Here is a 13,629-nt window from a genome sequence, read left to right as displayed (position 1 = left end):
GGCAGGGGAACGGAGTTCCACGGACACGAAGCCGACCGCGCCGCCGGCGGCCACCACGAAGGCGATCACGGCCCGGGCCGACGACCAGCCGTCGCTGCCGCCCTCACGTCGTTGGCCACCGGGCCGAGGGTGAGTCCCAGACCCAGGTCGGCCGTACAGGTCACCCACCATGCCGCAGTCGGCAGCAGTGCCGCGGTCGCCGGGATGAGCGCGTCGGTGATCCGCTGCAGCCCGGCGGTGGAGGCGTCGAGCGCCTGTTGCATGACCGGAAGCGCGACGGAGACGCCGACGGCCGGCAGGTAGGAGGCGAACACTCCCGGACAGGCCGGCGGGACGGTGGCCGTGATGTGCCGGGTGCCCGTGTCGGGCGGCGCGGACGGGGACGAGGCGGGAGAGGACATGGGCACAGGGCACTTCGAAGCAGTGGAGTGACAGGGCGACGTGCGGGGCGGTGACCGGTGGCCCGTCGGCTCCCGATCGACTGGCGCACCGCGGCTCTACCGCCGGTCCGACAGCGCGGACCCGGTCAGGTCTCCCGTCGGCCGCCCGCGCCCTTGGACCTGCAACCTGAGGTGAACGCCGCTGCCACCTGCCCCGCCGCGCGCCCCGCGGCCGCCCGCCCAGGGCGTGTTGCGAAAGTCCCGTCTGCCGTGCGACGCCATGCACGCACGCTCGCCGCACGGCCCGCCCTTCGGGCGAACGACGGGACTTTCGCAACACGACCTAGTAGGTCGACCCCAGCGACTGCGTCGTGTACGCGCACTCCGTGTAGAGGTAGCCGTAGCGCAGTTTGGCGGTGTCGGAGCCGGGGGTGGCCGTGCTGTCGTTCTTCGGCCTGTGCACGAAGTACGTGGTTCCCGGCGGAAGGCTGATGGTGTGCTGCGGGTAGTGCTTGCCGCTGTCGCCGCACGGCTCCCAGCCGGGGAGCAGCGAGCTGGCGAACGAGTACGCCTCGCAGCTTCCGCACGGCCCGAGGGTGAAGCTGCCGGTGACCGGGCCGGTGTAGAGGACGGTGATCTCGTCGGGGCTGTCGTTCCTGACGGTCACCGAGATGCCGCCGCCGGATGCCGTGGTGGGCAGCTTCTTGCCGGCGGCGGGGAGGGTCTGGGCGACCTCGGCTCCGATGGCGATCTTGCGCGCACGGTCGCGGTTCTTGTCGTGCGGGCTGTCGGTGACGAACTGCCGCATGGTCTCCTGCGCCTTGGCGAAGTCGCCGTCCTTGTACTGCCTGACGCCGCAGGCGTACTCCCCCGAGTCACCGCTGTGGTCGGCCCGGCCGGCGACCTTGACCAGGCCGTCGGCCTGGGCGGCGGAACCGTTCGACAGCTGGACGATCTGGGTGTTCAGCGTGCGCAGCTGCTCGACGGCACCGCAGGGATCCTTCCCCGCGACGGCCTTCGCCGCCGTCTTCTCGGCCGCGTCGACGGCGGGGACGACCTTGGCGGCCTGATCGGAGTCGGGGAAGGTGTCCAGGAGGTAGCCGAACTGCGGGACCCAGTCGCCGCCGACGCCGGTGAGGCCGTCGGCTCCGCACTCGTACAGCGAGGTGGCCAGCCGGTCGTCGGGCCAGTGCGTGAGCGTGCCGAGCTGGTCCCTGGGCATGGAGTTGGGCACCGTCCGCAGGTACTTCAGCGGTTCGACGGCCGTGCAGTAGTCCCGGTGGCCGTAGGCCGCCGCGACCGTCGTGTAGTACGTCCTCATACGGTCGGGGACCTGGGCGGCGGCCCGGGAGCCGGAGTGGTGGACCGCGAGGTCGCGGTAGACGGCCAGGGCGTCCCGGTAGTCGGACCTGGCGGTGGCGAAGTCCTTCTGCCCGGCCGCGTCGACGCGTTTGTCGGCGCCGTCGAGACGCTCGAGGAGCGCGCGTTCGACGGCTTCCTTCCGGGCGCCGTCGTACCAGAGGGCGCCGCCCACCGGGACGGCGAGGAGCACGACGCCGAGCACGAGAGCGACGGGTCGCCGCCCCGGCCACGACAGCCGGGTGCGCAGGCCGACGAACGCTCCGTGGACGGCCGCGAGCAGCAGGAACACGGCGTAGACGACCAGCCCGGATCCGGGCACGCCGTCGGCGTCCGCGGGCAGCGCGACGAGCAGCAGCACGGCGGTCGCCGCCAGGCATCCGGCGAGCAGGAGCCATCGCCGGAGCAGGAGATAGCCGAGGCCGAGCCCGGTCAGGTTGAGCAGGGCCACGGCGGCGGCGCGCAGGCCGTCCGGCGGCGCGGGCGGCGGGCTCGACGGCATCGGCGGCACGAGCGGACCCGGCATCGGGAAGCCGTGGCCGGAAGGCGCCTGACGAGGCGGCCCTTGACGCGGCGGCTCCTGGTTCGGCGGTCCCTGAAACGGGCCGTACGCGTCTCCGGACATGGCGGCTCCCCCAATTGCTGCCGAATCCTTCGCAATTGACAGCGTACGGCCAAGCGTGCGCATTCGACAGGGCCCGGGACAGGCGTCCTGTCCCCGGACGGCCGCCCGGCCGCCATCCGTGTGAAAGCCCTGGCGGCTCGGGTGGTTGCCGCCGCTTCGTGAGCGTGGCACGTCGAGCAAGGGGGTGGCTCCCTCTTACATTCCGGCTGGCGGACCGTCGGCCGGACCGTCGTGACGTCGACCCTCCGGGCGTGGAACCGCCGCCCGGTCGCCCGGCTTCCCTGGGAGAGATGTGACCCCGTCCCGCATCCGTGCCACGCTGGCCTGGCCGGTCGCCGGCCTGCTCCTCACCACCGGCTGGCTGGCCGGGTGCGGGGACCGGACCGCGACGGGAGACTCCCCCTCCGCCCGGCGGCCCGCGCCGCACGCCGGCCACCCCGCCGCGGACGGTCCGCGGCTGCAGGACCCGCCGGAGCTGGTCAGCCGCGACGGCGTCCTGAAGGCCACCGTCGTGGTGGAGCGCCGCAAGGTGCGAGTCGGTGACCGTCGCCTGTACGCCACCGTCTACAACGGCGCGTTCATGCCCCCCACCCTGCGCGTGCGGCCCGGCGACCGCATCGACCTGACCCTGACCAACCGCATCGCCGACGACACCAACGTGCACACGCACGGCCTGCACGTCTCGCCGCGCTCCCCCTCGGACGACGTCTTCGTCGCCATCAAGTACAACCAGTCGTACCACTACTCGTACCGGCTGCCGTTCAACCATCCGACCGGCACGTTCTGGTACCACTCGCACGCGGACATGACGTCCGCGCCGCAGGTCGCCGGCGGCGAGTCGGGGGTCATCGTCGTCGAGGGCCTCCGGCAGCACCTGCCCCCGGCCCTGCGCGGCATCACCGAGCACACGATCGCGCTCAAGGACTTCCAGGTCGCGGGCGACGCGGTCAGGACGCACCCGCTCAGCATCGGGGCGCCCACGAACCGGACCGTCAACGGCCAGCAGAACCCGGTGATCGGCATCCGGCCGGGCGAGACCCAGCTCTGGCGGCTCGCCAACATCGGGGCCAACATCTACTACAAGCTCCATCTCCCCGGCTCCCGCTTCCGGGTGATCGCCCAGGACGGCATCCCCGTCCGCACGGCGTACGACCAGGACTCCCTGGTGATCGCGGCCGGGGCCCGCTTCGACGTCCTCGTCCAGGGCGGCAGGCCCGGCACGGCAGCGCTGGAGACCCTCGCGTACGACACCGGCCCGGCCGGGAACAAGTTCCCCCGGACCGACCTCGCCACCGTCGTCACCGGCGGCACGCCCGTACGCCGTGCCGCCCTCCCCACCGGCATCGCCCCGCACGAGGACCTGAGCCACGCGACGATCACGGCCCGCAAGACCGTCGTCTTCACGGAGAACAAGGCGGGCACGGAGTTCTACATCAACGGCCGTAAGTACGACCCGCGCCGGGTCGACTTCACCGGCACGCTCGACACGGTCGACGAGTGGACCGTCCGCAACGACACGGACGAGACCCACTCCTTCCACATCCACACCAACGGCTTCCAGCTGATGAGCGTCGACGGCAGGTCGCAGGACCCCGCCCACGCCTGGTACGACACCATCGACGTGCCGGTGCGCGGCAAGGCGGTCATCCGCATCCGCTACTCCGACTTCACCGGAAGGACCGTGCTGCACTGCCACATCCTCAACCACGAGGACATGGGCATGATGGCGGTCCTGGACCTCGTCGCGCCCGGCGAGGACCCGTCCGGCAAGTGACCAGCGGCACGGGCCGGGCCTCCTAGCCCGGCGGGATCTCCTGCTCGGCCCAGATGATCTTGCCTTCGCCGGTGTAGCGGGCCCCCCAGCGGTGGGCCAGCTGGGCCACCAGGAAGAGGCCGCGGCCCCCCTCGTCCATGCTGCGGGCGTGCCGCAGGCGAGGGGCGGTGCTGCTGGCGTCGGCGACCTCGCAGGTCAGCCAGGAGTCCCGCAGGAGCTTCAGCCGGATGGGCGGCTCGGCGTAGCGGATGGCGTTGGTGACCAGTTCGCTGACGATGAGTTCGGTGGTCACCGCCAGCTCGTCGAAGCCCCACGCCACCACCTGGCGGGCCGCCCGGGCCCGGATGTCGGCGACGGCGGCCGGGTCCACGGGCACCTCCCAGTCGGCGACGTGGTCGGGGCCCAGGGCGTGGGTGCGGGTCAGGAGCAGGGCGATGTCGTCGGGCTGGGGAACGGGGACCAACTGCTGCACGGTGGCCGTGCACAGGGCGGCGAGGTCGGCGTCCGGGTCGGCCAGCGCCGCGCGGAGCCTGGCCATGCCGCGTTCGACGTCCTGGTCCGCGCCTTCGATGAGGCCGTCGGTGTAGAGGCCGAGGAGGCTGTTCTCGGCGAGTTCGATCTCGGTGGCCTCGAAGGCCATGCCGCCGAGTCCGAGCGGCGGTCCCGCGGGCATCTCGGCGAACCAGGCCCGCCCGTCGGGTGCCACGACGACCGGCGGCGGGTGTCCGGCCCGGGCCATGGCGCACCGCCGGGTCACCGGATCGTAGACGGCGTACAGACAGGTCGCTCCGACGAAGGTGGCCGTGTTGCCCTGGGAGGCCGTGCTCCCGCTCTCCTCCTCCCCCAGCCGCAGCACCAGGTCGTCGAGGTGGGCGAGGAGTTCGTCGGGGGGCAGCTCCATGTCGGCGAGGGTCTGGACGGCGGTGCGCAGCCGGCCCATGCTCGCCGCCGCGGCGAGACCGTGGCCGACCACGTCGCCGACGACCAGGCCGACCCGGGCGCCGGACAGCGGGATGACGTCGAACCAGTCACCGCCGACGCCGTCCGTCGCGTCGGCCGGCAGGTAGGAGGACGCCACCTCCAGGGCCGTACCGCCCGTCAGGGCCTGAGGCAGCAGGCTGCGCTGGAGGGTGACGGCCGCCGTGTGCTCCCGCGTGTAGCGGCGGGCGTTGTCGACGCAGACGGCGGCGCGCGCGACCAGTTCCTCGGCGAGCATGACGTCGTCGGGCTGGAAGGAGACCGGGTTGAGCGAGCGGGCGAACGTGGTGAGGCCCAGGGCGTTCCGGCGGGCCCGCATCGGCACCGAGATGAGGGAGTGCAGTCCGAACTCCCTCAGGGTCGCGGCCCGTTCGGGCTGCTCGGCGAACCACTGGGGGTCGTCCGGGTCGAGCTCCGGGATGAGGACCGGGTCGCCGGTGACGAGCAGGTCGATGCCGTGACCCGGAGGCAGGAACTGCACCGGGTCGCCCACGCGTGCCACGACCTCCGGGCTGCCCTCGCGGACGGTCCGCAGCGCGGCCCGGCGCATCAGCGGCCCGTCGGGTGCCGGGCCGGTGTCGCTCAGCCAGGTGCCGTGGCCCTCGGGGCTCAGGACCGGCTCCAGGAGGTCGACGACGACGAAGTCGGCGAAGCGGGGGACGGCGAAGTCGACGAGTTCCTGCGCGGTGCGCAGCACGTCGAGGGTGGTCCCGATCCTGGTGCCGGCCTCGTTGACCATCGACAGCCGCTGGCGGGCGTTCCACCGCTCGGTGACGTCGGCGACCATGTAGCAGACGCCGGTCACCGAGTCGTCGGCGTCGACGAGCGGGAAGAACGAGGTCGAGTAGGCGCGCTGGCGGTGCGGATCGGCCCAGCTCCAGCCGAGGTACTCGTAGTCGGTGACCGGCTGCCGGGTGGCGAGCACCTTGCGCATCAGGCCTTCGATGGCGGTCGCCTCCAGACCGGGGAGCAGTTCGCTCAGCCGTCGGCCCAGGCGCTGCTCCCGGGGTACTCCGCCGAAGCGTTCCAGGGTGTCGTTGAGCCACACGTAGCGCAGCTCCGGTCCCATCACCGCCATGCCGATCGGCGAGCGGGTCAGGAACCCGTCGAGGACGGACTGCTCCATCGTCCACTGCGGCCGTCGTTCACGGGCGGACAGGAGGAAGCACTCCTGTCCGTCGAAGTCGAAGGCGGCGGAGACCCGCAGGTCCACGTCGAGGGTGTGGCCGTCGCGGTGCCGTACCGGGATGAGTCCGCTCCATCCCATGCCGGAACGGCAGCGCTCGGCGACGCCGGCGGCCCGCGCCGGGTCGGCGCGCATGGCGAGCAGCGGGGCCGCGGAACGGCCGACCACCTCGGCGGCCGGATGCCCGAGCAGGTCCTGGGCGCCCCGGGTCCAGGCGAGCACGACACCCCCGGACGACAGCACCGCCGCCGCGTCGCTGGAGGCGTCGAGGAGGTCGCGCCGGCCCGTGGCGGGCGGCGCGTCGAATTCTTCTCGCGGAAAATCCATTGGCTACATCCTCTACGTACCCCAATGTTCCTGCTTGTCCACCGGATGCGCACAGCCCGCCGGCGGAGTCCGGTCGGCGCCTTCGGGCCCGCGCGGGCACCGGACGGCTCCCGCTCCGGGGAACCTCGCGCGGACGGGGTACTCGGCCCGGGTCGGCACGCGCCGGCGGCCCGGGGGAGCATGGAAGTGCCGTGGCAGCGCTGTCGGCCCGCCGGCCGGTGGAGGTGGTGGAGGCATGGCTGTGGGATTCCTGCGGTCCGGTGGCCCGGACCCCAGCGGGGAGGAGTACGGCCCCGGCCGAACGCGTCCGACCGGTCTGCTCGACGTGCTCAGCGTGGCCGCGGTGGCGCTGGACTCGCAGGGCCGGATCGTGTTCTGGACCCCGCAGGCCGAGGAGCTCTTCGGCTACACGGCCGAGGAGGCCCTGCGGCAGAACGCTGCGCGACTGCTCATGCACCCGGAGCATCTGAAGGCCGCGGTGAACATGTTCATGGAGGTGCTGGAGACCGGCAACAGCTGGGCCGGCGCCTTCCCCGTCCGGCGCAAGGACGGGGGCAGCCGGCTGATGGAGTTCCGCACCATGCGGCTGCTGGACGATCTCGGCGACGTGTACGCGCTGGGCATCGTGGCCGACCACTCCCTGCTCCAGCGGGTGGAGACCGACCTGGCGCTGTGCGAGCGGCTGATCAACCAGTCCCCGATCGGGCTCGCCCTCCTCGACCCGGACCTGCGCTATCTGCTGGTGAACCCGGCGCTGGAGCGGATCGACGGCGTCCCCGCCGGGGAGCACATCGGCCGCCCGCTGCGGGAGACCCTGGCGCTGCCCGACATCGACAGCGTCGAATCGGCCCTGCGCCAGGTGCTCACCACCGGCACCCCGCTCCTCGACCAGTACCACGTCGGCCGTCCGCCCACCGATCCCGACCACGAGCACGCCTGGTCGCTGTCGTTCTACCGGCTGGAGGATCCCGGCGGCCGCGTCCTGGGCGCGGCGACCTCGGTCGTCGACGTCACCGAGCGGCACCGGGCGGCCGCCGAGGCCGACCGGGCCCGGCGGCGGCTCGCCCTGATCGCGGACGCCTCGGCCCGGGTGGGCACCTCGCTGGAGGTGGAGCGCACGGCGCACGAGCTGGCGGATATCGCCACGCCGGTCCTCGCGGACGTGGTCGCCGTCGACGTGCTGGACTCGGCGCTGGCCCTGCGACGCTCCCGCCGGCCGGAGAACGGTCCGGAGCTGTTCCGTGCGCTGGCCCTGAAGGCGGATCACCCCACGGTGGCGCTGCGGGCCGCGGACCCGCCGGGCGACCTCACGTCCTACGAGGGCGACCGGCTGGTCACGCTGTGCGTACACACCGGGCGGCCGGTGCTGGTCCCGAAGGTCGGCACCAAGGACCTCCCGCGTATCGCGCGCAACGCCGAGGCGGGCGAGCTGCTGGCCCAGGCCGGCGTGCACTCCTACCTCGCAGTGCCGTTGATCGCGCACGGGGAGGTGCTCGGGGCCCTGGACCTCAAGCGCACCCGCAATCCGGTGCCCTTCGACGAGGACGACGTCGTGCTCGCCACCGAGCTGGCCGGGCGGGCCGCCGTGGCCATCGACAACGCCCGCTGGTTCCAGAGCGTCCGCAACACCGCCCTCACCCTGCAGCGCAGCCTGCTCCCGGACCACCCGCCGCACCACACGGGCCTCGAACTGGCCTCCCGGTACCAGCCCGCCCAGGCGACCAGCGAGGTGGGCGGCGACTGGTACGACGTGATCCCGCTGTCGCAGGACCGGACCGCGCTGGTCGTCGGCGACGTCATGGGCAACGGCATCGACGCGGCCGCCACCATGGGCCGGCTGCGTACCGCCACCTGTGCCTACGCGGACCTGGAACTGCCGCCGGCCTCGGTGCTCCAGCACCTGGACAAGATCACCTGCGACCTGGAGCACTACATCGTCACGTGTCTGTACGCGGTGTACGACCCGCACCTGCGGACCTGCGAGATCGCCAACGCGGGCCACATGCCGCCCGCGTTCGTGCACTCCGGGCGGCCACCGGACCTGCTGAGGCTGCCGCCGGGCGCGCCGCTCGGCGTGGGCGGCATCCCCTTCGAGACCAGCACCGTCGACCTCGCCGCGGGCGACCTCCTCGTCCTGTACACCGACGGGCTCGTCGAGACCCGACGCCACTCGATCGACGACCGCCTCGGCGTCCTGCTCGGTTTCCTGGACGAACCGCACCGCCCGCTGGAGGAGACCTGCGACCTGCTCCTGCACGGCCTGCGCCACCCGGACGACCACGACGACGTGGCCCTGCTGGTCGCGCGGACCCTCTGAGGGGGCACGGACGGCCCGGAGCCCGCTACGGCGCGCAGCAGTCCGTACGGCAGAAGCAGGACGCGCTGATCGGTACGTCCGCCGTCGCCGCGGCCAGCTTCAGCTGCTGGGCCACGATCCGTGCCTCGCCGTCCTTGCCGAGCCGGCGCAGGCACTCGTGGTAGCCGTGCAGGGCCCAGACGTTGCCCGGGTGCTGCAACGGCCGGGGCAGGGTGTCGTCCAGGCCGAGGTCGGCCCGGTAGACGGCCTCGGCCTCCGCCACCCGGCCGCGTTCCAGGAGCAGTGCGCCGTGGGCGTGCCGGGTGGGCTGCATCCAGCCCCAGGGCTCGTCGTAGGGGAGGTTGTCGTCCAGGTCGGTCGACCGGCGCAGTTCGGCGAAGGCGGTGTCGAAGTCCCCCTTGCGGTAGGCGAGTTCACCGTCGAGCATGGCGCCGGCGATGGCCAGGATGTCGGTGCAGGTGTTGTTGAACAGCATGCGGGTCGCCGGTACGGCGGCGGCCGCCTCCCGGAAGCGGGCGCGGTCCGCCTCGGCCTTTGCGGTCCGGCCGGTGGCGGAGTGGGCGACCCCGCGCGCGTAGTGCAGCATCGCGGTGGTCACGCAGTACAGCCGGCAGTCGGCGGGCAGCGGCAGGCGCAGGATGTCGTCCCAGCGGCCGAACCGGATCAGGACGTGCACCCGCATCGCCAGGAAGCCCTCCAGCCAGTCGGCCATCGGCGGGCTCGTCACCCGCAGCAGTTCTTCCGGTACGGCGGCTTCGAGCCGTTCGGCCGTGGTGAGGGCGTCCTGGAGGCGGCCCAGGAACATCGCACCGTAGATCCGGAAGTGGAGGTTGTGGCAGCGGTAGAGGGTGTAGAAGTTCATCGCGCCCGCGCGGGCGTGGTACTTCTCGTCGGCGACGACGGCCGCGGCGTTGTCGGAGAGCACGCGCCGGTAGTCGCCGCAGAGGACTTCCAGGTGCGAGGGCATGTGCTGGAGGTGCCCTGCGTCGGGGACGAGGCCGCGCAGCAGGTCGGCGACGGGCAGGGCGGCCTCGGGCGTCGGTGACATCTCCATCAGGTGGATGTAGAGGTGCAGCAGGCCGGGGTGGCGGGTGCCCGCCTCGGTGCCGAGGGCGCGCTCCAGCACGGCCCTGGCCTCCGGGGTGCGGGCGGCCTCGGCCGGCCGGCCGCTGCGGATGTCCCAGAGCTGCCAGGGGGTGAGGTTCATCAGCGCGTCGGCGTACAGGGTGGCGACGTCGAGGTCGTCCGGCGCCTGTTCGTACACCTGGCGCATGCTGTCGGCGTAGGCGGTGTTCCACACCGAGCACGCTTCCGTGTCCGGGGCCGCGGCCTGCGGGTAGCGGGCGCGCAGCGCCTCGACGAGGGCGCGCTCCACGGGGGTCGCGTGGGCGGCCTTGGCGTGGGCGCGCTCCACGGCGGCGTGCGTGCGCTCCACCGTGTGCGCCAGGTCCTCCTGGTCGAAGAACTCCCAGGGCTTGTTGTAGTTGGGGCCGAGGGCGTAGGCGACGCCCCAGTCGGCCATGGCGCATCCGGGATCCGCCGCGCCGGCGGCCTCGAAACAGCGGACGGCCTCCTCGTGGTGGAAGGCGTAGGTCCAGATGAGCCCCCGGTCGAACCACGTCTGCGCCTCGGGGGACGACGTCGTCACGGGCCTGCGGTGACTGCCCAGGTCGTAGTAGTCCACGCCGACGAACCTACTGGCGGGGCCCGCGCGGAGGGTCCCCGTTCATCCGAACTCGTGATGGTGGCGCGGCGGTTGACTCACCGCCGCGCCACTCGTGCCGCTGTTCTCAGGGAGCGGCCGCGCGGCCGGTCTGCGGGGAGATGCGTCCGGAGCACAGACCCTTGGCCGCCAGGGTCTGTGCGATGCGCGGGATCGCGTTGAGCGTGTTGGCCGGCCATTCGTGCATGAGGATGATCTGGCCGCCGGTGAGCCGGGAGACGGCCTGCACGATCGCGTCGGTGCTCGCGCCGTTCCAGTCCTGCGAGTCGACGTCCCAGATGATCTCGGTCAGCCCGTACTTGGCCTCGACCGTGCGCACGGTCGCGTCGGTCTCGCCGTACGGCGGCCGGAAGAGCACCGGAGTACCGCCACCGGCGGCGGCGACGGCCGTCTGGGTGCGGGAGATCTCCGAGTCGGTCTGCGCCTGGCTCTGCCGGGTCAGGTGCGGGTGGGTGCAGCTGTGGTTGCCGACCCACATGCCCGCGTTCACCTCGGCCCTCACCTGGGCCGGGTAGGCGGCCGCGTACTGGCCCTCGTTGAAGAGGGTGGCCCTCAGCCCGTTCGCCCGGCGGGCACTGAGCGGTCCCGGGGTGTGGGCGGCGGACGGGCCGTCGTCGAAGGTGAGGCCGACGTAGCCGGCACAGGCCGCGGAGTGGGCCGGGCCGGCGCCGACGGTGAGCGTGCCCACGGCGGCCGGCGCGAGGGCCGCGGCGAGCACCGGCAGGGGGCGTGCCGAACGCGGCGGTACGGTACCCGTCAGGCCACCGTGATCGTGGAGCTGCCGCTGCTCTGGTACCCCTCGGTCGCGAGGATCTGGTAGTAGCTGAAGCCGCCGAGGGGCATCCCGGCCCTGGCCCAGGCGTCGAAGTGGTTGCCGGTGGTGATGGTCCCGCCGGTGCGCTTCGACCGGCGCACGCTCCAGTACTGGTTGAAGGTCCTGGTTCCCTCGACGGACGGCGCGTTGTACCGCGTCGTCAGGTAGACGTCGTAGGTGCCGCCGTCGCTGGAGACGCTGCCCTTGTACGTGCCGGTGGGCCGGTAGGTGCCCCAGTTGTCGACGATGTAGTACTCGACGAGCGGGTTGGACGTCCAGCCGTAGAGGGAGAGGTAGCCGTTGCCGGACGGGCTGAAACTGCCCGAGTAGGTCACGTTGCGGCGGGCGCCGGTGCTCCAGCCCTTGCCGCAGACGAAGTTGCCGGTGTTGCGCCAGCTGGTGCTGTAGTTGCCGCCCGAGCCCAGGGTCATGGAGACGGTGCCCTGCGCGTCGGTCCAGAAGGAGTAGTAGTACCCGTTGTCCGTGCCGGTCTGGTTCGTGGTGACGACGGTGGCGGCGCGGGCGGTGCCGGGCAGCGCCAGGCCTGCGGCGGCGCCCAGCAGCAGGGCGCCGGCGCTCCGGCGGCTCAGTGCGCGGTCGAGCGGGTTCATGCGGTGCCTCCTTGTTCTTGTTCGGCCGTTGCGGGTGCGGCTTGGTGGAGTGTTGGTCTGTGCATGCCATCTGTCAACAGTTTCGGTAATTCTTTCGAAAGATTCGCTGAGCCTTTTCGGCTATCTCGGCACGTCGCATGACTGCAACTCGCTTTACCGATCAGCCCTGTCGAGAATCAGCCAATCCAAGATCGGATTCAGATGCTCAAATCATCGAATGTTTCGGAATATCGTGCGAACGCCGTCGGCGGTACCCGAACATGCCGCTGACCGGAGCAATCACCGGCGCGGCGGGAGACCGCACGCCAGGCTGGCCGTCTTGTCGAGATTCGTATGCCAGGAGTCACGGGTGAGGCACGACGGTCGCCACTCAGCACTGCCCGCGCCCCCCGCGTGGATGCGCTGGCTTCCGCTCCTGTACGTCATCGGTGTGCTGCTGCTCGAACCGGTCACCCCCGTGCAGTGGCCGGTCAGCTTCGTGCTGATCGCCCTCCCGCTGGTGACCGCCTTCGCACACCCGCCCCTCGTGGTCGTCGGCGCCACCGTCTTCGGCATCGGCCTCGAACTTTTACTGGCCGGAACCCCCTGCTGCGCGGGACGCGATGTCGGCTACATCTGGGAACGGCACTATGTCGCCGCCTACGTGTGCACGGCCCTGGTCGGTGCCCTGGGCACGATCCTCGCCGCACACCGGATCCGCCGGGAACGCACCCTGGCCGACGTCCGGTTCGTGGCCGAGATCGCCCAGCGCGTCCTGCTCAGACCCGTCCCGCACCGGATCGGGAACCTGCTCCTCGAGAGCTTCTACCTGTCCGCCGCCGCGGAGGCGCGGATCGGCGGCGACCTCTACGAGGCCGTACCGACCGCGTACGGAGTACGGCTGCTCATCGGCGACGTACGGGGCAAGGGCCTGCTCGCGGTGGAGACCGCGGCGGCGATGCTGGGCGCGTTCCGGGAGGCCGCGCACGACGAACCCGAACTCAACGCCCTGGTGGAGCGGGTGGACATCAGCATGACGCGCCGGGCCCACCAGCTGGGCGGCAGCGAGACGGGCGAGCGGTTCGTCACCGCCGTCTTCGCCGAGATCCGCGAGGACGAGGGAGTGGTCCGCGTCCTGAACTGCGGTCATCCGCCGCCGTTGCTCATCCGCCCCGGCGAGGTGAGTGAGCTGGACCGGGGGCGGTCGGGGCCGCCCCTGAACCTCGGGATGCTCGTCGGAGACCCCTACCGCGTCGACACCTACCCCTTCGGCCCCGGCGACCAGCTGCTGCTGTACACGGACGGCGTCACCGAGACCCGCGACCCGGAGGGCTCCTTCTACCCGCTGCTGCAGCGGCTGCGCTCCTGGGGCCCGATGCCGCCCCCGGAGCTGCTGGCACGGCTCCACCAGGATCTGCAGACCTACAGCGGCGACCAGTTGCAGGACGACACGGCCGCGCTCACCGCCTTCCTGCTGCCGTCGGAAGCGGCCGGGACCGCGGACGCCGGCCCCGACGAGCCGGACGCCGAGGGGCCCGCGGACCCGCGCCCGTGAC

8 protein-coding genes and 1 pseudogene are annotated in these 13,629 nt (G+C 72.2%); 3 read left to right on the top strand and 6 right to left on the bottom strand.

Annotated elements, in window-relative coordinates:
* Positions 1 to 65: 65 nt before the first annotated feature.
* Positions 66 to 401, bottom strand: coding sequence for a hypothetical protein (locus ACZ4O3_RS37395; RefSeq protein ID WP_467726636.1), 336 nt, complete (start codon positions 399 to 401; stop codon positions 66 to 68).
* Positions 402 to 723: 322 nt separating this feature from the next.
* Positions 724 to 2,265: a hypothetical protein gene (locus ACZ4O3_RS37390; RefSeq protein ID WP_467726634.1), complete on the bottom strand. Its 1,542-nt coding sequence runs from the start codon at positions 2,263 to 2,265 to the stop codon at positions 724 to 726.
* A gap of 391 nt (positions 2,266 to 2,656) precedes the next feature.
* On the opposite strand from ACZ4O3_RS37390, the gene ACZ4O3_RS37385 reads away from it, so the two are divergent.
* The gene (locus ACZ4O3_RS37385) at positions 2,657 to 4,138 is read left to right on the top strand and encodes a multicopper oxidase family protein (RefSeq protein ID WP_467726633.1); all 1,482 of its coding nucleotides are present in this window, start codon (positions 2,657 to 2,659) and stop codon (positions 4,136 to 4,138) included.
* A 22-nt stretch (positions 4,139 to 4,160) separates the two neighbouring features.
* Here the strand turns inward: ACZ4O3_RS37385 and ACZ4O3_RS37380 are convergent, their stop codons facing one another.
* Positions 4,161 to 6,629: a SpoIIE family protein phosphatase gene (locus tag ACZ4O3_RS37380; protein WP_467726631.1), complete on the bottom strand. Its 2,469-nt coding sequence runs from the start codon at positions 6,627 to 6,629 to the stop codon at positions 4,161 to 4,163.
* 235 nt (positions 6,630 to 6,864) lie between these two features.
* On the opposite strand from ACZ4O3_RS37380, the gene ACZ4O3_RS37375 reads away from it, so the two are divergent.
* Positions 6,865 to 8,946, top strand: coding sequence for a SpoIIE family protein phosphatase (locus tag ACZ4O3_RS37375; protein ID WP_467726629.1), 2,082 nt, complete (start codon positions 6,865 to 6,867; stop codon positions 8,944 to 8,946).
* Positions 8,947 to 8,971: 25 nt separating this feature from the next.
* On the opposite strand, the gene ACZ4O3_RS37370 is transcribed toward ACZ4O3_RS37375, so the two are convergent.
* The 3 genes and pseudogenes from ACZ4O3_RS37370 to ACZ4O3_RS37360 form a co-directional block, all read right to left on the bottom strand.
* Positions 8,972 to 10,630, bottom strand: a complete 1,659-nt coding sequence (locus ACZ4O3_RS37370) for a hypothetical protein (protein ID WP_467726627.1) — start codon at positions 10,628 to 10,630, stop codon at positions 8,972 to 8,974.
* A gap of 109 nt (positions 10,631 to 10,739) precedes the next feature.
* A pseudogene (locus ACZ4O3_RS37365) lies at positions 10,740 to 11,387 on the bottom strand (polysaccharide deacetylase family protein); the annotation flags it as partial.
* Positions 11,388 to 11,425: 38 nt separating this feature from the next.
* On the bottom strand, positions 11,426 to 12,094 hold the full coding sequence (locus tag ACZ4O3_RS37360) for a glycoside hydrolase family 11 protein (RefSeq protein ID WP_467726625.1): 669 nt from the start codon (positions 12,092 to 12,094) through the stop codon (positions 11,426 to 11,428).
* Between the two features lie 349 nt (positions 12,095 to 12,443).
* Between ACZ4O3_RS37360 and ACZ4O3_RS37355 the strand changes: the two genes are divergently transcribed.
* Positions 12,444 to 13,628: a PP2C family protein-serine/threonine phosphatase gene (locus ACZ4O3_RS37355; protein ID WP_362721616.1), complete on the top strand. Its 1,185-nt coding sequence runs from the start codon at positions 12,444 to 12,446 to the stop codon at positions 13,626 to 13,628.
* Position 13,629: the final 1 nt, after the last annotated feature.

Source organism: Streptomyces sp. NPDC026515 (assembly GCF_055567595.1).
The sequence above is the reverse complement of the archived record's forward strand: the minus strand, read 5'-3'. Positions and strand labels throughout refer to the sequence as shown.

Bases quoted from the DNA above. Each gene is read 5' to 3' on its own strand.
- ACZ4O3_RS37395 (WP_467726636.1), bottom strand. From the start codon at position 401: ATGTCCTCTCCCGCCTCGTCCCCGTCCGCGCCGCCCGACACGGGCACC.
- ACZ4O3_RS37390 (WP_467726634.1), bottom strand. From the start codon at position 2,265: ATGCCGGGTCCGCTCGTGCCGCCGATGCCGTCGAGCCCGCCGCCCGCG.
- ACZ4O3_RS37380 (WP_467726631.1), bottom strand. From the start codon at position 6,629: ATGGATTTTCCGCGAGAAGAATTCGACGCGCCGCCCGCCACGGGCCGG.
- ACZ4O3_RS37375 (WP_467726629.1), top strand. From the start codon at position 6,865: ATGGCTGTGGGATTCCTGCGGTCCGGTGGCCCGGACCCCAGCGGGGAG.
- ACZ4O3_RS37360 (WP_467726625.1), bottom strand. From the start codon at position 12,094: ATGAACCCGCTCGACCGCGCACTGAGCCGCCGGAGCGCCGGCGCCCTG.